We start from the raw sequence: 20,039 nt of genomic DNA, 5'->3' as shown, positions 1-20,039 counted from the left end.
GGGATTCAGGCGTTCCCGACGGTCGATCCACGGGAGACGACCGTAACACGATCCGGCGGCCCGACCGGCCCCGAGTGGGCAGCGCCACCCGCGTCCTCCCCCTCTGCGGGGGTGTCCGCCACCGGGCGGGCGGCCAGCCACACCAGCAGCGGCACGAGCAGGGCCGCCGCCGTCGCGGCCACCGCGACGCCGGAGTCGTTCACCGCCGCGCCGAGGAAGAGGCTCAGCGCCGAGGCGAGCAGCCCCGCGCGCAGGACGGCGACGTCGTCCGGGGGCATCCCACCCGGCGTCGCGCCGTCCGGCCGGCTGCGCAGCAGCCCGCCCGGCCGGACCAGCCACACCGCGGCCACCAGGGTCACCGGCAGCATCCAGGCCAGCGGGCTGCCCATCAGGATGTCGACGTTGGCCTGCGCCTTGCGGGAGACCACCGTCCACGCCTCGCCGGTGAGCACCTGCTCCACGAACCGCCCCAGGTGGCTGCGCTCCTCCGCCGGGCCGGCCCAGTCCAGCACCGCGATGCTGCCGACGGCGACCACGGCGGCACCGAGGACCAGGCCCAGGCGGACGACGGTGACCCGCACCCCGGCGAGCAGCATGGCCAGCAGCAGGAAGCCCGGCAGCGAGGCGAGGACGCCCCCGAAGTCGCGACCCAGCGCGGGCGCGCCGATGACCGCGACGGTGACCAGCCCGGCGGCCAGGACCGTGCCGCCGGTGACGACCCGGCGCCGTTCCGGCCGCACGCGACGGCCCACCGCCGTCGCCGCGGCGGCGGTGCACAGCAGCGCCCCGACCGCGACGAGGGCGAAGCTGAGGTTGCCGTAGCCGGTGAACCGCCCGGCGACGACGGCGTCGTACCCGAGCAACCCGTTGAGCTCCAGCCGGGATCCGGTGAGGACGTCGCCGACCAGGACGGCCAGGGTGGCGCCCAGGACCGCCAGGGGCGGGCCGAGCGGCCGGCGGCGCCACGGACCGAGCACCGCCAGGGCGGTCACCGCCACGACGGCGCCGGCGACCGACAGGACCATCGCCCGGAGGGGCTCAGCCGTGCGCTCCCAGGGGAACAACCCCGCGAGGTAGGTGGCCACCGGCAGGGACGCCGCGGCCAGGGCGAGCAGCCGCAGCGGCCCCCGGTACCGGCCCAGGGGGCCGGCCGGCCGGCCGGGGCGCAGCCCGAGGACGAGGACGCCCAGCCCGACGACGAGGCAGCCGACGGCCACCACGAGCCAGAAGAACTCGGCGACGTTGCGGTGGTGCAGGGTCGCCCCGACGTTCACCTGCTCCAGCTGGGTCACCGCCGCGGCCAGCTCCGGCCGCTCCCCCGCGGTCCGCAGCGGCTGCCCGTTCATCGAGGCCGGGACGTCCAGGCCCAGCGCGCGCAGCGCCGTCGGCGCCAGGTCGATCAGCTGGACGTACGGCGCGCGCCCGGTGCTCGCCGAGCGCAGCCAGCCACCGTCGTCGAACCCCGGCCCGGCGGCGATCGCCACGTGCAGCTGCGGTCGGCCGTCGTTGACCTCGGAGATGCCGGCGACCAGCACCAGCGTGTCGCCCGGCAGCGTGGCGACCGCGTCGAGCAGCCGGCCGACCGCCTCGTCGATGCGGCTCAGCGCCCCCGCGCGGGGCAGCGGCTCGGTGCCGTCGTCGGTCTGGTCGATCCCGGGCACGCCGGCGGTGGTCAGGTGGTCCAGCGACACGAGGGTGAGCGGGCAGGCCGCGACGAAGGCGGTCAGCTCGGCCGGCTCCGCCGGCAGGACGTCGGTCCGGGTCAGCTGCACCCCGGGTGCCGCGGCGGCCAGCGCCGCGGCCCGGCCGGAGGTCGCCGCGCACCCCACCTGGTCGGCCAGGGCGGCGGGCTCGGCGCCGAACCGGTTCGTGCCCGGGTCGTCCGCGGTGCGCGCCACGGTCGCCGCCGGGTCCTCCAGCGCCACGGCCGCGATCCGCTCCTGCAGACCGCAGTGCGACAGCGAGGTGCTCACCCGCGGCTCGGACGGCTCGGCGCCGGGTTCGCCCTCACCCGGGGGCAGCGGAAGGGTCGGCAGCGGCACGGGCGGCAGGCCGTCGTCGGGACCGGGGAACCGGGCGCGGTTGCCCGCCCCCAGGGTGGCCCAGCCGTCGAGCAGGCAGGTGGTCCCCCGCGCCGCGCGCACCGACAGCGCGCCGACCGACCCCTGCTCGGCGAGGTCCCACAGCCGCGGCGTGGCTGCCGGGTCGAGGTCGCCCCAGACCAGCCCGGGCACCCCGACGACCAGCGCCCGGTCCGCGCTCTCCGCCGCGGCGGTGCCGTCGGCGGCGGCGGCCGGCGGTGCCCACCCCAGGAGGACGGTCAGCAGCAGCACGAGCAGCAGGACCGGCGAGCGGCGGGCCGGGCTCATGGCCGGCCGCTGCCCGGAGGGCCGAGCAGCTCCCGGTAGACGGCGACCAGCCGGCGGGCCGCCCCCGCCTCGTCCGGCCACTCCGCGGCGCGCCGGCGGCCGGCATCGGCCAGCGCGGCGGCGTGCCGCGGGTCGCCGAGCACGCGGTCGAGGGCGTCGGCCAGCGCGGCGGCGTCCCCGACCGGGACGAGGTCGGCGGCCTCGCCCACCAGCTCGGGGATGCCGCCGGCGCGGGTGGACACCAGCGGCGTCCCCGCGCGCAGCGCCTCCTGGGCGGTGAACGGGCTGCCCTCCCAGCGCGAGGGCAGCACGCAGGCATCCGCGGCACCCAGCAGGTCGGCGACGTCGTCGCGCCGGCCCAGCAGCACCACGGGCAGCTGCTCTTCCCGGACGCGGGCGGCGAGCTCCTCGCGGAGCGGCCCGTCACCGGCGACGGCCACGAACGGGGCGCCGGGCCGGCCGGTCCAGCGCCCGACGGCGTCGAGCAGGACGTCGTAGCCCTTCTGCGGGTGCAGCCGGCCCACGGCCACCACGAGCGGCCGGCCGTCGGCCACGCCCAGCTCGGCGCGCACCTCGTCCCGGGTCCGGGCGGCCGGCGGCAGCGGCGGGGCGAGCGCCGGGGTGACCCGCACGTCGGGCGCGCCGGCCCGGCGGGCGTTGTCGGCGAGGTCGCCGGAGACGGCGAGGACCAGGTCGGCGCTGCGGATGGTGACCCGCTCCAGGGCCTCGAGCGCCGACCGCAACCGGCCGCCGCCCTCCTGCAGCGCGTTGTGCAGCGTGAGCACCAGCGGGGGCTTCGGCCCGCGCAGCAGCCGGCGCGCCGCGGCGGCCACCAGACCGGCCCGCAGGCCGTGGGCGTGCACCAGGTCCGCGCCGGCGATCGCCCGGCGCAGCTGGGCGACCGCCCGCGCGTCGGCGGCCGGGTTCGCGCCCGACGAGATGCCCACCGGGGCGAAGTCGGCACCGGTCGCGGTGAAGCCGAACAGCTCCTCGGTGGCGGGCGCGCCGGCGACCCCGACGTCCGCGCCGGCCTCGCGCAGCGTCGGGAGGAGGGCCCGGATGTGCGATCCCACTCCCCCGGCGCTGGTCGCGAGCACCTCGACGACGCGGCGACCGGACAGCGGCAGCGGCTCCGTCACGGGGCCACCTCCAGCCGGTCGGGTGCGCGCAGGGCACGCAGCGCGTCGATCAGGGCACTCCGCGCGGCTCCCATCATGACCGCCGCGACGACGAGGAGCACGAGCGCTCCGGCGAGCACGCCGACGCCGACCGCGGCGAGGACGCCCTGCTGGGGCACCGGGTCCGCGCCGAGCGCGCGGGACAGGGCGAGCCCGGCGGCCGCCCCCGCCGCCGCCGCCCCGAGCGCCGCCGTGCCGATCCGGGGCAGCCCGGCGAGCGAGCCCGCCGGAGCGGTGCGCGCGACGACGGCGAGCAGCGCGAGCCCGGCGACGGTGACACCGATCGTGTGCCCGGCGCCGAGCGCGGCGGCCCGGTCGCCGGCCGGCAGCGCGGCGGCGAGGACCACGTCCGCGACGACGGCGACGAGCCACCCGCCGACGACGCAGACGGTCGGCGCCTTCCACAGCCCGCGGGCGTAGAGCGCGCGGGTCAGGACCGCGACGAGCCCGTAGCCGACCAGCCCCGGCGCGAAGGCGATCGTGGTGTCGCGCAGGGCGGCGACGTTGGCACCGGTGTCCGAGCTCAGGAAGACCCGGGCCATGGGGCCCGCGACGGCGATCAGCAGCGCGGCGGCTGCGGCCGAGGCGGCGACGACCAGCGCGGTGACCGGGGCCAGCGCGCGGGCGTACCCGGCGTCGTCGTCGAGCTCCGCCCGCTCGGACAGCCCCGGGTAGGCCGACGTCGCCAGGGGCACGGCCAGCGCCGCCCACGGGACGAGGAAGAGCGTGAGGCCGGCGCCGTAGACCACCAGGCTGCCGTCGGGTGCGTCCCCGCCGGTCAGCCGGATGGCGACGAAGGCGACGAGCTGCTGCCCGGCCAGGGTGAGCACCCCGGCCACCGCCAGCCGGCGGACCCGCGGGGCCGCCCCGACCGGGAAGCGCAGCGACGGCCGCAGGTGCAGACCCAGCCGGCGCAGCGGCACGAGCAGGCTGAGGCTGAGCGCCACCACGCCCAGCGTCGTCCCCACGCCGAGCACGAGCTCGGCGGGACGGGACAGGTCGGCGACGTCGCGGCTGCCGCCCATGCCCGCGAAGAGCAGGTAGGCCGCGGCGACGACGACGCTGGAGAGCAGCGGGGCGATCGCGGGGGCGGCGAAGCGCCGGTGCGCCTGCAGCACGCCGGCCAGCACGATGCCGATGCCGTAGAGCACGACCTGGGGTGCGAAGACCAGGAGGAACCGAGCGGCGAGGTCGACCTCCTCGGGCTCGCCGGGGCCGAGCAGCCGGGCGATGGGCTCGGCGAACACGGCGATGAGCAGGGCCAGCGGGGTCAGCACCAGCAGCGTCCAGCCGAGCAGCGCCGAGGCGGTGCGGCGCACCTGCTCCCGGTCGCCCGCGGCGATCCCGCCGGCCAGCATCGGGACGACGAGGCTGGCCAGCGCCCCGCCGGCCACCACCTCGAACACGATGTTCGGCACCGTGTTCGCCGCCTGGTAGGTGTCGCCGGTGCTGCCGGCGCCGACGGCGTTGGTGAAGACCAGCGTCCGCCCGAAGCCGGCGACCCGCGCGAGCAGGGTGAGGACGGCGATCAGCGCCGCCGCGCCGGCGACGCCCTGGGCGATCCGGCGGCCGGTCACGACGACCGGCGGCCGAGCCGGTCCAGTTCGCGCAGCCCCGGCGTCGCCTCGATGACCGTGGTGAAGCTGACCTTCTCGCTGGCCAGCGTGAGCGCCGCGATGCCGGCGAGCAGCCCGGCGCGGGCGGCCCGCGAGGGCGCCGCCGCGAGCCGCAGGCCGAGCAGCGCGCCGAGGGCGTTCGCGCCGCTGTCGCCGAGCATCACCCGTTCACCGAGGTCGGCCGGCAGGACCGCGGCGGTCGCCCCGAGCGGGCCGGCCACCAGCCCGCCGGACGGGCCGCCGAGGGTGACCACCGCGGCGAGGGCGCCGGCCTTGGCGGCGCGACCGGGCCGCAGGTCGAGCAGGTTCAGCAGGTTGGCGGTGCCCGCGACGAGGCCGGTGGTCAGCACGCCGTCGGCCAGCGCGCCGGCCCCGTGCTCCCGGCGGGTGAGCAGCGCGGCGACGGCGGCCGCGGCGCCGATGCCCGCCACCTTGACCGCCCCCGCGGAGACGCGGCCTTCGCGCAGGGCGCGCAGGTGACCGGCCAGCCCCTTGTCGCGGGCCTGCTCCGGCCGGGCGCCGGCCAGGTCGTCGTACCCGCCGACCAGGCCGGAGACGGCTCCGACGACCGCGGTGGCCGCGCGGGTGCCGGGCGGCGCGCCGAGCACCGCGGTCGCCGTCGCGGCGGTGGCCAGCGCCGGTCCGCCGAGCAGCGAGACCGGCCGGCCCGCGTAGTTCGTGCGCCGCCACGGCGCCCCCGCCTCCGAGGCCGTCGCCGCGGCTGCCGCGGCCAGCGCGGCGCGGCCCGCGAGGGCCCCGGCCAGCGCCAGGGCGGCGCGGCGACGGGCGGATGGCCGGGTCACGGCGTCGCGGAGGCCAGGGCCGGCACCGGCTGGGCCTCCTCGCCCGTGCCGTAGGCACCCGACGTGCCGGCGCGCTCCTGGCGCAGCGCCAGCACCGCGCTGGCCTGGCCGGCCGCGGTGGCCACGTTGTCGACGGTGGAGACGCTGCCGGAGACGCCCTGGTCGGCCCGGATCGCGCCGACGAGCCCGTTCTCCCGGGCCGACGCGGCGTCCCCGGCCACGACGGCGCCGGAGCCGGCCCGGTCGAGGGCCGTGACCAGCTCGACCAGCGTGGCGTTCCGCTCGGCGGCCTCGCCCCCGGTGAACTCGCCGGCGGTGAGGAACACGACCTGCTCGGCCGGCTGCACCGAGGAGCCCTCCACCACCTCGAGGGAGGCCAGCCCGGCCAGCACCGAGCTGGCCGCGGTCGGGTCGGGAGCGGCACCGCCGTCGGCCGGGACCATCAGCACCTGGGCCAGGAGCGAGGCGACCAGCTCGCCGGCGTCCTCGGCCTCCGGCGGGACCGTCACCCCGGCGGGGAGCCCGCCTCCGGTGACGTAGCTCTGCAGGCTCGAGGAGCTGGACGGGTCGCTGTAGCCGGGCAGCAGCCGGACCGTGCCGGTGACGGTCGCGCCGGCCTGGCCGATGAGCGCGGTCACCTGCTCGACGGTCTCGGGGGCGACGTCCTCGTTGGTGACGACCAGGAGCACCGAGCCGCCGGACAGCGTGCCCTCGACGAGCGCAGGGGCCACCGTCTGGGCGAAGGCGTCGGAGGTGTCGACCTGCGCCTGCAGCTCCTGGGTGCGGTCCTCGAGAGCGCGCTTGTCCTGCTCCAGGTCGGTCACCTGGTTCTCGATGTCGGTCAGGATCGGGTCGTTGAGCTGGGTCGTCCCGATGACGATGCCCAACGCGACCGCGAGGAAGACCGCGATCAGGGAGACCAGGTGGTAGCGGAAGTCGATCACGAGAAGAGGTTCTCCAGCCAGAACACGAAGCTGTTCCATTGGTCGAGGAGCAGGTCGAGGTAGACCCGGCCGGCGGCCGACACGGCGATCGCCGAGCCGATGGCGACGAACGCCGCCAGGACGAGGACGACCAGCGCGAGGGTGGAGATCCGGCTGCGGTAGAGCCGGCTGACCCCCTTGGCGTCGACCAGCTTGCCGCCCAGGCGCAGGCGGGTGAGGAAGGTCGAGGCCATGCCGCCCCGCCCCTTGTCGAGGAACTCCACGAGGGTGGCGTGCGTGCCGACGGCGACGATCAGCGTGGCGCCCTTCTCGTCGGCCAGCAGCATCGCGATGTCCTCGCTGGTGGCCGCGGCCGGGAAGGTGATCGCCTCGACGCCGAGCTCCTGCACCCGCGGCAGGCCGGGCGCCCGGCCGTCGGGGTAGGCGTGCACGACGACCTCGGCGCCGGAGGTCAGCGCCCCGTCGCTGACGGAGTCCATGTCGCCGATGATCATGTCCGGCGAGTAGCCGGCCTCGATCAGCGCGTCGGCGCCGCCGTCGACGCCGATGAGCACCGGGCGGTAGTCGCGGACGTAGGACCGCAGCGCCGCCAGGTCCTCCTTGTAGTCGTAACCGCGGACGACGATGAGCACGTGCCGGCCCTCGATGGCCGTGCTGACGTCCGGCACGCCGACGCCGTCGAGCAGGAGCGCGCGCTCCCGCTTCATGTACTCCATCGTGTTGGCCGCGAAGGCCTCGAGCTGGGTGGAGAGACCGGCCCGCGCCTCCGCCATGGAGGCGGCGACGGTCTGCGCGTCCTGGGCCACGCCCTCGGCCAGCACCGTGCCGTCCTCGGCGAGGAGCTGGTTGCCGTCGAGGCGGACGGCGGTGCCCTCCTTGAGCGCGGCGAAGACGTCGCGCCCCACGCCGTCGAGCAGCGGGATGCCGGCCTCGACCAGGATCTCGGGCCCGAGGTTGGGGTACCGGCCGGAGATGCTCGGCGCGGCGTTGACCACCGCGGCCACCTTGCAGCCGACCAGCGCGTCGGCGCTGACCCGGTCGATGTCGACGTGGTCGATGACAGCGATGTCGCCGGGCCGCAGCCGCTTGGTGAGGTTCTTGGTGCGACGGTCCAGCCGGGCGGTGCCGGACACCCCGGGCCCCGACTCCTGTGCCCGGCCACGTCGAAGGGTGCCGATGCGCATGAATTGCATGCTGTCACGATCCGCGGATGCCCCGGACCCGCGACGCGCGACTGCGACCCCTCAGTCACGCACCGTGTTCGACACCACGGGCGGCGCGACACGCCAGGAACGACCGGTCCGGCGTCCGAGCGGGATCGTTACCGACTCGTGACTAGCGTGGCGCACGTGACTGGAGTGGCCCGCGCACTGCCCCGTACCGACTCGATGCCGGCGGTCCCCGCCGGGGCGGAGGACACGCCCGAGGCTGCCGTCCCCACGCCGTTCATCAGGCCGTTCCCCTCCGCCGCCGAGGAACCGGAGGACGCGCCGGCGTCGCCGGAGGCCACCGAGGCACCCCCGGCGGCGGAGACGGCCGTCGCGGCCGTCAAGCCGCGCGGGGGGTCCGGCGCGCGCGCCCGGCGCTACCAGGAGACGCGGGCGAAGATCGTCGACGCGGCCGCGGAGCTGTTCGCCGAGCGCGGTTTCGACGCCGTGAGCGTGGTGGAGATCGCACGACGCGCCGGCGTGGTGGAGAAGACCGTCTTCAACCACTTCCCGATGAAGGAAGGGCTGGTCTTCGACGCCGACCCGCCGATGCGCGAGGCGCTGCTCGAGGCGGTGCGCACCCGGCCGTCGGGCGAGTCGGTGTCCGCCGCCGCGGGCAGCTTCGTGGTGGCGGCCGTCAGCCTGCTCGGGACGCCGGAGGCGGCCGAGGGCGTGGCCCGCATGGCCCGGGTGATCCGGGGCAGCCGGACCCTGCAGGTGCGCGAGCGGGAGATCCTCGGCGAGCTCACCGACGCGCTGGCCGCCCTGATCGCCGAGGAGACGCGGGCCTGGCCGGGGCAGGTCGAGCCGTGGCTGGCGGCGCACGCCGTCCTCGGCCTCTACGCCTCGCTGCTGGAGCTCGCCCGCGACCGGGTGCTGGCCGGGGTCACCGGGCCGGAGCTGGCCGGCGAGCTGCGCCGGCAGGGCCGTCGCGGGCTGGCGCTGCTGCAGTTCGGCCTGGCCGGCTACGCCAAGCGGCGGTAGGCCGGCGCAGCCCGGCCGCGGGCAGGCCGCCGCGGTCAGGCGGCGGCCACCGCCGGCACGGCCGGGGCCGGGTCGACCTGCAGCGCGCGCAGCAGCTGGTCCCCGCGGTCGCCGGGGATCTCCGGGTTCCGGGTGAACAGCGCGACGGCGACCATGTACTCGTCGTCGCCGGCCCACCCGCGGCCGTCCGCGCAGAGCCGGCGGATGTGCTCGCGGACCTTGGGCTCGCTGCTGTAGGTGCCGAAGTCCAGGCCCATGGCCAGGAAGTTGACGACGCGGTAGCCGAGGTCCTCCGCGGTGCGCACGGAGGTCAGCGGGTCGGCGTAGCTGGCCACCGCGGTGACGACGTTGTCGTAGCCGGCCTTGAGCAGCTGGAGCACCAGGTCGTTGCCGTGCACGCCGCCCCACAGCTCGGGCATCAGGATGTCCCGGTCGGGGGCGGGGATGTAGGGCGGGTTCGAGATGACCGTCGAGGCCCGCTCGCCCCCGGCGGCGTCGGCCTGGTCGAAGAAGTCGCCCAGCTCGACGGCGTAGCGGTCGCCCAGGCCCCGCTCGGCGATGTTCGCCCGGGCGCGGTCCACCGACGGACCGCTGATGTCGAAGCCGCGCACCCTCAGCCCGGGCAGGGCCTGCACGACGTCGGAGATGGCCGTCGCGTCACCGGTGCCGAGCTCGACGATCTCCTCGTGCTCCCAGCGCAGCTGTTCGCGGTACTGGTCGAGCAGCATGCAGACCGAGAAGCCGTAGTGCGCCGACTCGTCGGCGGAGGAGAAGCAGCTCACCGCCGTCGACTACCCCGGTGATCCGCTCCTCACGCGCCCGTCACCCGTCCGTGCGGCGAACGCCCGGTGTCAGCCGCGGGCCTCCGCGGCGACGGCCAGCAGCTCGCGGGCGTGCGCCTGGCCGGTCTCGCTGTCAGCGAGCCCGGAGAGCATGCGGGCGAGCTCCCGCACCCGGTCCTCGTCCTCGACGGCCCGGATGTCGGTCGCGGTCACGCCGGCACCGGTGTCGGGCGATTTGTCGACGACCAGGTGGGTGTCGGCGAAGGCCGCCACCTGCGCCAGGTGCGTGACGACGACGACCTGGTGCTCCCGAGCCAGCCGGGCCAGCCGTCGGCCGATCTCCCCGGCGGCCTGGCCGCCGACGCCGGCGTCCACCTCGTCGAACACCATGACCGGGACCGGGTCCGCGCCGGCGAAGACCACCTCGATGGCGAGCATGACGCGGGAGAGCTCACCGCCGGACGCGCCCTTGTGCACCGGCCGGGCGGGCGCGCCCGGGTGGGCGGCCAGCAGCAGCGCGACGTCGTCGATCCCCTCCGGGCCGGGCTCGTCCGGGTGGCTGTCGACGGAGAAGGACACCCGGGCGCTCTTCATCGCCAGGCCGGCCAGCTCGGCCCCCACCTCGGCGGCGAACCCCTCGGCGGCGGCGCGGCGCCCGGCGCTGAGCTGCGCGCCCAGCTCGTCGACCTCGGCACGGGCGGCGTCCCGCTCGGCGACGAGCTTCTCCAGCGCCTCGTCGGAGACGTCCAGCTCCGACAGCCGCTGCGCCGCGTCGGCGGCCCACGCGAGCACGCCGGCCACGCCGGCGCCGGGGTCGGCGAACTTGCGCACGAGGGCGGTGATGGCGGCGCGCCGGTCGAGCACCTCGGCCAGCCGGGCGGGGTCGGCGTCCAGGTCGGCGACGTAGCTGGCCAGCTGCCCGGCCACGTCCGACACGACGGCGACCGCGTCGGCGAGGTCCTGGGCGAGCATCACCAGCGCCGGGTCGTCGGAGCCGGCCAGCGCCCGCTCGGCGATGGCGAGGGCGGCGGTCGCGTCCTGCGGCGCCTCTCCCCCGCCCAGGTCACCGGTCACGTCGCCGATCAGGGCCAGCCGGGCCTCGTCGGCCGCGGCGCGCAGCGCGTCGGCGTCGGCCAGCCGCTTCGCCTGGGTGCCGAGGGCCTCGTCCTCGCCGGGCTCGGGGCCCACGGCCTCGATCTCCTCGAGGCCGTGCCGCAGCACGTCGGCGGCCTGGGCCAGCTCGCGGGCGGAGCTGCGCCGCCGTTCCAGGTCGGCCACGAGGTCGCGCCAGCGCTGGTGGGCGCCGCGGTAGCGGTCGAGCAGCGCGAGGTGGTCGGCGCCGGCGTACCGGTCGAGGGCGCGGCGCTGCTCCGCCGGGCGGGAGAGCCGCAGCTGGTCGGTCTGGCCGTGCACCGCCAGCAGGCTGTCGGCCAGCTCGGCGACGACGCCGACCGGGACGGCGCGCCCGCCGAGGAACGCCCGGGAGCGGCCCTCGGCGCTCACCGTCCGGGCGAGGATCAGGCTGCCGTCGTCGTCCGGGTCGGCGCCGGCGTCGGCGGCGCGCTCCCACACCGGCGAGCCGGCCGGCAGCAGCAGCCGCCCCTCGACGCCGGCCTTGCCGCTGGCCCGGACGCGGCCCGGGTCGGCCCTCCCGCCGAACAGCAGGGTCAGGCCGGTGACCACCATCGTCTTGCCGGCACCGGTCTCGCCGGTGACGACGGTGAGCCCGGGACCGAGGTCGAGGGTGACGTCGTCGATCGCCCCCAGGCCGCGGATCCGCAGCTCGGTGAGCCGGCCGGGCCCCGCGTCGCGCGCGGGCGCCGAGCGCTCACTGGTCGTGCGTGGCGGCACCGGTCCCCTCCCCTGCCCGGCCGACCGCTCCGTCGCCGGTGACGATGCCGCGGGTCAGCACGTTGCGGCTGGTGAACAGCTCGTGCCCCGGTCCGGCATGCCGCGCGTCGCGGAAGCCGCGCACCGGCAGGCCGAACTTGGCCACCAGCCGGTCGCCGAAGGTGGACGCGTGCACCCGGGCGATGCGCACGGGGCGCTCGGCCCGGCGGACGTCCACCCGGCCGCCGTCGGGCACGTCGAGCATCCGCCGGCCGTCGGCCGAGACGCGGGCCCGGTTGCCGTCGGCGGGCACCGCGATGGTGAGCACGGAGTCGGGCGAGGTGACCAGCGGCCGGGCGAACAGCGCGTGCGCGTTGGTGGGCACGAGCAGCAGCGCCGCGACGTCGGGCCAGACGACAGGGCCACCGGCGGAGAAGGCGTAGGCGGTCGAGCCGGTGGGCGTGGCGCACAGGACGCCGTCGCAGCCGAAGCTGGTGAGCGGGCGCCCGTCGATGGCGATGACGACGTCGAGCACCCGGGAGCGCTCGGCCTTCTCGACGGAGGCCTCGTTGAGCGCCCACGTGCTGTCGACGACGGCGCCGTGGGGGTCGAGGACGTCGACCTCGATGGCCATGCGCTCCTCGACGGAGTACTCGCAGGCCTCGATGGCGTGCAGCGTCTCCTCGACCGCCTCGGGCTCGGTCTCGGCGAGGAAGCCCACCCGGCCGAGGTTCACCCCCATGAGCGCGGCGTCGGTGTAGCGGGCCAGCTCGGCGGCGCGCAGGAAGGTGCCGTCGCCGCCGAAGACCATGACGATCTCGGTGTCGCAGGCCGCCTTGGCGTCGGCCGGCACGACCTCGGCGCCGGCGATGTCGAGGTCGGCGGCCTCGTCCTCGAGCAGGCGCACCACGATGCCGCCGTCCTGGAGCCGGGCGGCGGAGGTGCGGGCCAGCTCGACGATGTCGCGGCGCCCGGTGTGCACGGTGAGCAGGACCCGCCGCTGCGGGGCCGCGTCCCCTCCGCCCTCGCTGGTCGAAGTCACTGCGGTCCCTCCTGGACTGCTCGTCGGACGTCGTCCTCCCGCGGTGCGCCGGCGTCGCGGCGCAGCCACAGGAAGAACTCCACGTTCCCAGCCGGGCCGGGCAGCGGGCTGGCCACCACCCCGGCGGTCCCCCAGCCGAGCGCGGAGGCGGCCGCGCCGACCTCGAGCACGGCGGCGATCCGGTGCTCCGGGTCGCGCACGACCCCCCCGGCCCCCAGCCGCTCGCGGCCGACCTCGAACTGGGGCTTCACCATGGGCAGCAGGTCGGCGTCGGGCCGGGCGCACGCGGTCAGCGCCGGCAGCACCAGCTTGAGGGAGATGAAGGACAGGTCGGCGACGACGAGGTCGACCGGGCCGTCGATGGCCTCCGGGCTGAGCGTGCGGACGTTGGTGCGCTCGTGCACCCGCACCCGCTCGTCGGTGCGCAGCGACCACGCCAGCTCGCCGTAGCCGACGTCCACGGCCACGACCTCGGCCGCACCGCGGCTGAGCAGCACCTCGGTGAAACCTCCGGTGGAGGCCCCGGCGTCGAGAGCCCGCCGGCCCTCGACCGGGACGGGAAAGGCGTCGAGCGCGCCGAGGAGCTTGTGCGCGCCGCGGGACACCCAGCTGGGCTGGTCGGGATCGGTGCGGACGACGACCGGCTCGGCGGCGTCCACACCGGTCGCGGGTTTGGTGGCGGCGCGGCCGGAGACGGCGACGCGGCCCTCGGCGATCAGGGCGACGGCGTGCTCGCGCGAGCGGGCCAGGCCGCGGCGCACGAGTTCGGCGTCGAGCCGGCGACGCGCCATCAGAGCTGGTCGATCGTGCCGAGCTCGCGCTGCAGGCGCGCGTGCTCCGCCTCGTACACCGCGACGTGCTCGGCCACCGGGCGCTGGTCCAGCCCGGCGAACCGGTCGCCCGCCGGGGCGCCGTCGTCGGTGGGCACCGGAGCCGGGCGCGGCGGTCCGGGGACCGGTCGTGGCGCGCTCGGCTCGGTCATGGTGGTCGCCTCTCGGGAGTCGTCCGGCGGGCCGGTGCGGCGCCGTCCGTTCTGCCGCCGAGGTTACCGGCCGGCCGGGGCGGGCATCGGCCCGGCGAGCTGGGCGATAGCGTCGTGGCTCCCGGTACGGCACGACTGCGGCAGGAGGTCCGCCCGCGTGGCCACGATGGACCAGTGCATGACCGCCCTCGAGGGCATCCTCGGCGACCTCGCGGCGAACCCCGCGGCGGAGGGGCTGGACCGCAGCCTCTCGTGCCGGATCACCGACCTGCACGAGGTGGTGATGGGCCGGCTCAGCAGCGGTGCGGTGCGCGACCTGCACGTGCTGCCGCACGGGCCGGACGTCCCGAAGGCCGACATCCGGCTGACCATGTCCAGCGACGACCTGGTCGCCCTCACCTCCGGGCAGATGTCCTTCGGGCCGGCGTGGGCCTCGGGCCGCGTGAAGCTCGAGGCCGGGCTGCGCGACCTGCTGCGGCTGCGCAAGCTGCTGTGATCCGCTAGCCGGCATCCAGCGCCCAGCTCTCGAGGAGCCCGGCCGCTCCCTCGTCGCCCGCGCGGACGAGGGGCCGGACGCCCGTGTCCGGGTGGGCGGCCCAGTGGGCGACGCACAGGGCACGCAGACCGTCCAGGCCGTCGGACCCCTCGTCCGCACCCCCGGTGGCGTCGAGGAGCAGGCCACCGCCCTCGGTGGTGCGCGCCTCCCACCTCCCGCAGCGCCAGCCGGTCGCCGTGCGGGCCACCGCGGGGTGCGGGACGAGCACGCCCGCGGCGTCGGGGGCGAGCAGGTCGGGGCGCTGCTCGGGGGCGGCAGCCAGCAGGAGGCCCGGGTCCGTGACGCCGGTGAGGACGAGCAGGCCGGCCGCGCCGGCCCGCCGCGCCCCCTCGATGTCGGTGTCGAGGCGGTCGCCGACGACCAGCGGTCGGCGCGCGCCGGTGCGCCGGACGCACTCGGCGTGCATGGCCGGGTCCGGCTTCCCCGTGACCAGCGGCTCCTGGCCGGTGACGCCGCGGACGACGGCGACCATCGCACCGTTGCCGGGCAGCGGGCCCCGCGGCGAGGGGATCGTGGCGTCGGCGTTGGTGGCCACGTGCCGTGCTCCCCCGCGGACGGCGACGACGGCCTCGGCCAGCTGCGCCCAGCCGACCTCGCGGCCGTAACCCTGGACGACGGCGTCCGGTCGGTCTTCTGCGCGCCCGACGACGGTGAGCCCCGCGGAGCGGAGGGCTGCTGCGACACCGGGGCCACCCACGGGGAGCACCCGTGCGGAGGGCCCGAACAGCCCGGCGACGACGGTGGCCGCCGCCTGGGAGCTGGTGATGACGTCGCGCGGCGCCGCCTCGATCCCGAGCTCGGTGAGGTGGGCGGCGACCTCTTCCGGGGTCCGGGCGGCGTTGTTGGTGACGAAGCCGAGCGCCATGCCCGCGGCCCGCGCCCGGCGCAGGGCCTCCGGGATGCCCGGCACCGCGTCGGGGCCGACGTACACCACGCCGTCGAGGTCGAGCAGGGCGACGTCGTACGCGGTGGCCGGTGGTCCCGCGCAGCCGTCCGCCATCGCGGGGACCTGCTCGTCGCTCATGCCGACTCCTCTGCTGCCTGCCGTGCGCGCACCCCGCGCAGGGCTCGGGCGTAGTGACCGTGGTCCGGGCGCATCGCCACGGCCAGCGCGAGGTGCTCCGCGGCCAGGCGCAGCTCCCCGGCCCGGCTGGCGGCCATGCCCAGACCGAACTGGGCGTAGTCGTCGGTCGGGTTCCGCCCGATGAGGGCGGTGAACGAGTCGATCGCCTCGCGGTAGCGGCCGGCGTCGAACTGCGCGCGGGCCAGGGCCTCGAGGATGCTGCGGGAGCTGGGCTCGGCTTCGGAAGCGCGGGCCAGGAGCGTGGCGGCGGCGTCCGGGTTGCGGTCGGCGAGCAGGCGCAGCCCGCGCTGGTACCACTCGTAGACGCCCCCGCCGGGGCCGCCGTCGTCCGGTGGATCGCCCTCCGTCACCGCTGCCTCCCGTCCGCCCGGGCCCGCACCGGGATACCCGGTCGCCGCGCTCCTACGATTGCCGTCGTGCCCACGTCGTCGGCGGACCCCCGCTCGTCCGCTCCCGCGGCAGGTCTGGAGGTCAGGCCCTTCCGGGCCCTGATCTACCGGCGTCGCGACCCGGGGCACCTGGCGCGGGTGAGCTCGCCGGCCTACGACCTGGTGAGCCCCGCGGGCCGGGACCGCCTGGCCGGCACCGATCCGCACAACATCGTGCGCCTGATCCTCCCGCGCGTCGACCGCCCGGGTCCGGCGGGCACGCCGGAGGGGGCGCACCGCTCCACCGCGGAAGCGGCGCAGACGCTGGCGGCCTGGCTCGCCGACGGGGTCCTCGAGCGCGACGCGGAGCCTGCGCTCTGGCTCTACGAGCTCCAGCCCGAGGGCGCGCCCGCGACGACCGGCTGGCTCGGCGCGGTGGCACTCCCGGCGCCGGGATCGGCCGCCGTCCTGCCGCACGAGGACACCTACCCGCTGGCCGTCGAGGGGCGCCGCGCCCTGCTGGCCGCCACGGGCACCGATCTGGAGCCGATCGTCCTGGCCCACGACCCGTCGCCCGCGCTGGGGACGCTCGCCGATCGGCTGCGTGCCACCCCCGCGACGCTCGAGGTCGTCGACGACGACGGTGTCCGGCACCGCCTGTGGCGGGTGACCGATCCCGGTCTGCTGGACCAGGTCACCGCGGCCCTGCGCCGCACCGGGTCGGTGATCGCGGACGGGCACCACCGCTTCGCCGCGGCCAGCGCTCACCACCGCGCCGATCCCGCGCGGCCCGGCAGTGATGCCGTGCTGGCACTGGTGACCCCGATGGGCCCCGGGGGCCTGCGGGTGGACCCGATCCACCGCGTGGTCCCCGACCTCCCGCTGGACACCGCGGTCTCGGCCGCGGCAGCCGGGTTCGTGGTCACGGAGCTGCCGACCCCGGCTGCCGGCGAGGCGGAGGCCGTCGCGCAGCGCTGGCTGCGGGACCCGCACCGCTCCGGGTTCCTGCTCAGCGACGGCTCCCGTCTGGTGGAGCTCAGCGCCCCGTCCCCGGAGGTGCTCGCCGCGGTTCCGCCGGAGGCTCCGGCCGCCTGGCGCCGCCTCGACGTGGTGCTGGCCCACCACGGGCTCGTCAGCGGGTTGTGGGGGCGCGACGACGAGCCCGGCTCGATCCTCATCGCGCACTCGGTCGGGGACGCCCTGCGCACCGCGGTGGAGCGGTCGGGCGTCGCCCTGCTGCTCCGCGCCCCCTCCCCCGCCGACGTGGCCGCCGTGGCCCGCGCCGGCGCCCGGATGCCGCGCAAGTCGACGCTGTTCGTGCCCAAGCCCCGAACCGGGCTGGTGCTGCGCCCGCTCGCGGACTGACGCTGCCCGCACGTCAGGCGGTGCGCTCGCCGGCCGCCGGCCCCGACCGGGGCACCTTGCGACCGCGCCGGCAGTTGACTTCGCACACCGAGGCGGTGCCGGTGCCGGTCCGCCAGAACCGGCGCTGCAGTGCCCCCTCGACCTCGACGACGTCACCCGCCTGCCAGGCGGAGACCCGCCGTTGGAGCGCCCGGTCGTAGGTGATGCAGGTGAGGACGTCGACCGACTGACCGCGGGCCCGCGGCTCGGGCCGGCGCACCACGAGCCGGAACGTCACGAGGGCGTCGCCACTGGGCAGGGTCCGGATCTCGGCCGGGGCGGAGAGCCGCCCACGCAGGACGACGTCGTTGCGATCGATGACAGCCACGCTCATGGGACGAGCCTGGGCCCGCGGGGTGCGCGGGCCCAGGCTCGTCGTCGATCTGTGGACTCCGGCGCCGCGTGTGGACGGCGGCGCCCGTTTCGTCACAGGTCAGTTGCCTGGGGTCTCCTCGGCCGGTGCGGCCTCGTCCTGGTCCTGGTCCCCGTCCTCACCGAGCAGCTCGGCGACCTCGGCCTCGACCTCGTCCTGGAAGGAGCGGCCCGACGTCGGGAAGGCGGGGTCCTCGGCGGTGTCGTCGACGAACTCGTCCCCCTCCTCGTCCTGGTCGTCCCGCTCGGCATCGGTCGCCTGCTCGGCGGGCCGCGCGTCGTCGTCGTCCTCGAACTCGCTGAACTCGACCCCGTCGGCGAGCGCCTCCGGGTCTGCGGCGGTGATGGCGTCGCGCCACTGCTCGGCCAGCGCCTCCTCCCCCTCGGCCCCCAGCAGGTCGGCGTAGGCCGTGGCGAACCGCAGCTGCGTGGTGTCTCCGACGGTGAGCCGAGCCGGATCGGGACGGCCGCCCAGCGCACCCTCGAGCACGAGGCGAGCGGCGGCGTTCTCCCCGAGGTCGCGGCGAGCGCCGGCCTCGACGAGCCGCAGCTCGGCGATCTCGTCGGCGTCCGGTGACTCCGCGAGCGCCTCGGCCACCAGCCGCAGCGCCACGTCCGGACGGCCCAGCGCGCGTTCGCAGTCGGCCAGCACGGCGCGGTAGCCGTGGTCGCCGCTCATCCGCCGGTAGGCGCGGAGCTCGCGGGCGGCCTCGGCGAAGTCACCGGCGTGGTAGGCCGCGACACCGACGGCCTCGCGGACGACGGCCACGCGGGAGGCGCGGTCACGGGCAGCACGGGCGTGGGCCAGCGCGAGCTCCGGGTCCTCGTCGACGAGGGTGCCGGCGACGACGAGGTGACCGGCGACCTTCTGCGTGTTGCGGGGGTCCAGACCACGGAGGGCAGCTCGCACCGACGGGTCGAGCTCGCGCGGGTCGGCCCACTCCGGGATCTCCGGCCCCGGCGGCATCGGCGGACGCCGCTCGGAGCGCTCCTGCGGACGAGGACGGCGGTCGTCGGACGGACGGCGATCCCGCCAGCTACCAGCACCGCCGCGGTCGGGCCGCGCTGCGCTCCCGGACCGCTGCGGGCGGTCACCAGCGGGACGGCGGTCCTGCCAGTCACTCCGCTGAGGGCGGTCACCCTGCTGCCGGTCGCCGGCCGGACGGCGGTCCTGCCACTGCGGGCGGTCACCGTTCGGCCGGTCGCCGGCGGGACGACGGTCCTGCCAACTTCCACGCTGAGGGCGGTCACCCTGCGGGCGATCGCCGGTCGGGCGACGGTCCTGCCACTGCGGGCGGTCACCCTGCGGCCGGTCACCGGCGGGACGGCGGTCCTGCCAACTCCCACGCTGAGGGCGGTCACCCTGCGGACGGTCGCCGGGCGGACGGCGGTCCTGCCACTGCGGACGGTCCCTCTGGGGACGCTCACCGGCGGGGCGACGCTCCTGCCAACCACTCCGCTGCGGTCGATCCCCCTGCGGACGGTCGCCGGCCGGGCGACGGTCCTGCCAACTCCCACGCTGAGGGCGGTCACCCTGCGGGCGATCGCCGGCCGGACGACGGTCCTGCCACTGCGGGCGGTCCCCCTGCGGACGGTCGCCGGCCGGACGACGGTCCTGCCAACTCCCACGCTGAGGGCGGTCGCCCTGCGGGCGATCGCCGGCCGGACGACGGTCCTGCCACTGCGGACGGTTCCCCTGGGGACGCTTCCCGGCGGGGCGACGCTCCTGCCAACCACTCCGCTGCGGTCGATCCCCCTGCGGACGGTCGCCGGCCGGACGACGGTCCTGCCACTGCGGACGGTCCCCCTGGGGACGCTCCCCGGCGGGGCGACGCTCCTGCCAACCACTCCGCTGCGGTCGATCCCCCTGCGGACGGTCGCCGGCCGGACGACGGTCCTGCCACTGCGGACGGTCACCGGTCGGTCGGCGCTCCTGCCAGCCAACACGCTGCGCACGGTCGCCTTGCGGGCGCTCACCAGCAGGGCGACGGCCCTGCCAGTCACCGCGTTCGGACCGGGCCGCACCACCCCGCTCGCCGGACGAGCGACCGCCGGCGTCGCCGCGGTAACCGCGGTCGTCTCCGCCGCGGTCCTCACGCGGTCGCTGAGGTCCGCGGTCGTCCTGGGGGCGCGACCCGCGTCCGGCGAAACCGCCGCTACGGGGTGCACCCGAGCGACCGCCGCCGGAGGCGGGACGGCCGGAGCCGCCGGACGGACGTCCGCCGTTCGAGCCTCGGCCGCCTCGGGGGCCGTCGGAACCGCGACGCGGAGTGGTCATGAAAGTCAGCTACCTCTTCGACAGCGGCGCGCACGAAGATGGCGCCGCGCAATAGATTGTCCCGAAACACGCGAACGGGGGTCAGAGCACGTGGCTCTGACCCCCGTTCGGTAATGGTTGTCCGGCGGCGTCCTACTCTCCCACCCCGTCTCCAGGGCAGTACCATCGGCGCTGAGAGGCTTAGCTTCCGGGTTCGGAATGTGACCGGGCGTTTCCCTCTCGCCATGGCCGCCGTAACT

At 76.9% G+C, this 20,039-nt stretch carries 18 protein-coding genes and 1 rRNA gene; 3 read left to right on the top strand and 16 right to left on the bottom strand.

Annotated features, from left to right (window positions below):
• Window positions 1-5 precede the first annotated feature (5 nt).
• Genes DQ241_RS09695 through steA form a run of 6 tightly spaced genes read right to left on the bottom strand, consistent with a single transcriptional unit; the run spans window position 6 to window position 8,094 of the window.
• A complete protein-coding gene (locus tag DQ241_RS09695; protein WP_113830004.1) occupies window positions 6-2,369 on the bottom strand; it encodes a hypothetical protein in 2,364 nt (787 codons plus the stop codon).
• Window positions 2,366-3,508 (bottom strand): glycosyltransferase family 4 protein, encoded by a 1,143-nt coding sequence (locus DQ241_RS09690; RefSeq protein WP_113830003.1) that lies wholly within the window; start codon window positions 3,506-3,508, stop codon window positions 2,366-2,368. Before DQ241_RS09690 ends, DQ241_RS09695 begins: the two co-directional genes overlap by 4 nt.
• Entirely contained in the window at window positions 3,505-5,124 is a 1,620-nt protein-coding gene (murJ, locus tag DQ241_RS09685; protein WP_113830002.1) for a murein biosynthesis integral membrane protein MurJ, read from the bottom strand. Before murJ ends, DQ241_RS09690 begins: the two co-directional genes overlap by 4 nt.
• Complete coding sequence (locus tag DQ241_RS09680) at window positions 5,121-5,966, bottom strand: hypothetical protein (RefSeq protein ID WP_113830001.1); 846 nt, start codon at window positions 5,964-5,966, stop codon at window positions 5,121-5,123. The genes murJ and DQ241_RS09680 overlap by 4 nt, the downstream gene beginning before the upstream one ends.
• Window positions 5,963-6,910, bottom strand: a complete 948-nt coding sequence (locus DQ241_RS09675; protein ID WP_113830000.1) for a copper transporter — start codon at window positions 6,908-6,910, stop codon at window positions 5,963-5,965. Before DQ241_RS09675 ends, DQ241_RS09680 begins: the two co-directional genes overlap by 4 nt.
• Complete coding sequence (steA, locus tag DQ241_RS09670) at window positions 6,907-8,094, bottom strand: putative cytokinetic ring protein SteA (protein ID WP_113829999.1); 1,188 nt, start codon at window positions 8,092-8,094, stop codon at window positions 6,907-6,909. The genes DQ241_RS09675 and steA overlap by 4 nt, the downstream gene beginning before the upstream one ends.
• Window positions 8,095-8,259: 165 nt before the next feature.
• Here steA and DQ241_RS09665 point away from each other — a divergent pair, with 165 nt between their 5' ends.
• The gene (locus DQ241_RS09665) at window positions 8,260-9,102 is read left to right on the top strand and encodes a TetR/AcrR family transcriptional regulator (RefSeq protein ID WP_233492343.1); all 843 of its coding nucleotides are present in this window, start codon (window positions 8,260-8,262) and stop codon (window positions 9,100-9,102) included.
• A gap of 35 nt (window positions 9,103-9,137) precedes the next feature.
• On the opposite strand, the gene DQ241_RS09660 is transcribed toward DQ241_RS09665, so the two are convergent.
• The 5 genes from DQ241_RS09660 to DQ241_RS20855 form a co-directional block, all read right to left on the bottom strand.
• The gene (locus tag DQ241_RS09660; protein ID WP_113829997.1) at window positions 9,138-9,884 is read right to left on the bottom strand and encodes a methylase; all 747 of its coding nucleotides are present in this window, start codon (window positions 9,882-9,884) and stop codon (window positions 9,138-9,140) included.
• Window positions 9,885-9,953: 69 nt separating this feature from the next.
• A complete protein-coding gene (gene recN / locus DQ241_RS09655) occupies window positions 9,954-11,735 on the bottom strand; it encodes a DNA repair protein RecN (RefSeq protein WP_113829996.1) in 1,782 nt (593 codons plus the stop codon).
• Window positions 11,713-12,756 carry an NAD kinase gene (locus DQ241_RS09650; protein ID WP_113829995.1) on the bottom strand — a complete coding sequence of 348 codons (1,044 nt, stop codon included), beginning with the start codon at window positions 12,754-12,756 and terminating at the stop codon, window positions 11,713-11,715. Before DQ241_RS09650 ends, recN begins: the two co-directional genes overlap by 23 nt.
• Window positions 12,753-13,547: a TlyA family RNA methyltransferase gene (locus DQ241_RS09645; RefSeq protein WP_199584300.1), complete on the bottom strand. Its 795-nt coding sequence runs from the start codon at window positions 13,545-13,547 to the stop codon at window positions 12,753-12,755. The genes DQ241_RS09650 and DQ241_RS09645 overlap by 4 nt, the downstream gene beginning before the upstream one ends.
• A complete protein-coding gene (locus DQ241_RS20855; protein WP_199584297.1) occupies window positions 13,547-13,738 on the bottom strand; it encodes a hypothetical protein in 192 nt (63 codons plus the stop codon). The genes DQ241_RS09645 and DQ241_RS20855 overlap by 1 nt, the downstream gene beginning before the upstream one ends.
• A gap of 166 nt (window positions 13,739-13,904) precedes the next feature.
• Here DQ241_RS20855 and DQ241_RS09640 point away from each other — a divergent pair, with 166 nt between their 5' ends.
• Window positions 13,905-14,234: an alkyl sulfatase C-terminal domain-containing protein gene (locus DQ241_RS09640; protein ID WP_233492382.1), complete on the top strand. Its 330-nt coding sequence runs from the start codon at window positions 13,905-13,907 to the stop codon at window positions 14,232-14,234.
• A gap of 4 nt (window positions 14,235-14,238) precedes the next feature.
• On the opposite strand, the gene DQ241_RS09635 is transcribed toward DQ241_RS09640, so the two are convergent.
• Window positions 14,239-15,318: an HAD-IIA family hydrolase gene (locus DQ241_RS09635; protein ID WP_113829993.1), complete on the bottom strand. Its 1,080-nt coding sequence runs from the start codon at window positions 15,316-15,318 to the stop codon at window positions 14,239-14,241.
• Window positions 15,315-15,728, bottom strand: a complete 414-nt coding sequence (locus DQ241_RS09630; protein WP_113830347.1) for a tetratricopeptide repeat protein — start codon at window positions 15,726-15,728, stop codon at window positions 15,315-15,317. Before DQ241_RS09630 ends, DQ241_RS09635 begins: the two co-directional genes overlap by 4 nt.
• A gap of 66 nt (window positions 15,729-15,794) precedes the next feature.
• Here DQ241_RS09630 and DQ241_RS09625 point away from each other — a divergent pair, with 66 nt between their 5' ends.
• Window positions 15,795-17,111 carry a DUF1015 family protein gene (locus DQ241_RS09625; protein WP_233492342.1) on the top strand — a complete coding sequence of 439 codons (1,317 nt, stop codon included), beginning with the start codon at window positions 15,795-15,797 and terminating at the stop codon, window positions 17,109-17,111.
• A 13-nt stretch (window positions 17,112-17,124) separates the two neighbouring features.
• On the opposite strand, the gene DQ241_RS09620 is transcribed toward DQ241_RS09625, so the two are convergent.
• The 3 genes from DQ241_RS09620 to rrf form a co-directional block, all read right to left on the bottom strand.
• Window positions 17,125-17,484 carry a single-stranded DNA-binding protein gene (locus tag DQ241_RS09620; RefSeq protein WP_113829992.1) on the bottom strand — a complete coding sequence of 120 codons (360 nt, stop codon included), beginning with the start codon at window positions 17,482-17,484 and terminating at the stop codon, window positions 17,125-17,127.
• Window positions 17,485-17,583: 99 nt separating this feature from the next.
• A complete protein-coding gene (locus DQ241_RS09615; protein ID WP_113829991.1) occupies window positions 17,584-18,489 on the bottom strand; it encodes a hypothetical protein in 906 nt (301 codons plus the stop codon).
• Window positions 18,490-19,919: 1,430 nt separating this feature from the next.
• Window positions 19,920-20,036: ribosomal RNA gene (rrf, locus tag DQ241_RS09610) — 5S ribosomal RNA — on the bottom strand.
• Between the last annotated feature and the right edge of the window lie 3 nt (window positions 20,037-20,039).

It is taken from the genome of Blastococcus sp. TF02A-30, from assembly GCF_003319185.1.
GTDB lineage: Bacteria > Actinomycetota > Actinomycetes > Mycobacteriales > Geodermatophilaceae > Blastococcus.
This window is presented reverse-complemented; position numbering and strand designations above follow the sequence as displayed.

Coding starts and splice junctions, on each gene's coding strand:
- DQ241_RS09695 (WP_113830004.1), bottom strand. CDS start 2,369: ATGAGCCCGGCCCGCCGCTCGCCGGTCCTGCTGCTCGTGCTGCTGCTG.
- steA (WP_113829999.1), bottom strand. CDS start 8,094: ATGCGCATCGGCACCCTTCGACGTGGCCGGGCACAGGAGTCGGGGCCC.
- DQ241_RS09645 (WP_199584300.1), bottom strand. CDS start 13,547: ATGGCGCGTCGCCGGCTCGACGCCGAACTCGTGCGCCGCGGCCTGGCC.
- DQ241_RS20855 (WP_199584297.1), bottom strand. CDS start 13,738: ATGACCGAGCCGAGCGCGCCACGACCGGTCCCCGGACCGCCGCGCCCG.
- DQ241_RS09640 (WP_233492382.1), top strand. CDS start 13,905: ATGGACCAGTGCATGACCGCCCTCGAGGGCATCCTCGGCGACCTCGCG.
- DQ241_RS09635 (WP_113829993.1), bottom strand. CDS start 15,318: ATGAGCGACGAGCAGGTCCCCGCGATGGCGGACGGCTGCGCGGGACCA.
- DQ241_RS09620 (WP_113829992.1), bottom strand. CDS start 17,484: ATGAGCGTGGCTGTCATCGATCGCAACGACGTCGTCCTGCGTGGGCGG.
- DQ241_RS09615 (WP_113829991.1), bottom strand. CDS start 18,489: ATGCCGCCGGGGCCGGAGATCCCGGAGTGGGCCGACCCGCGCGAGCTC.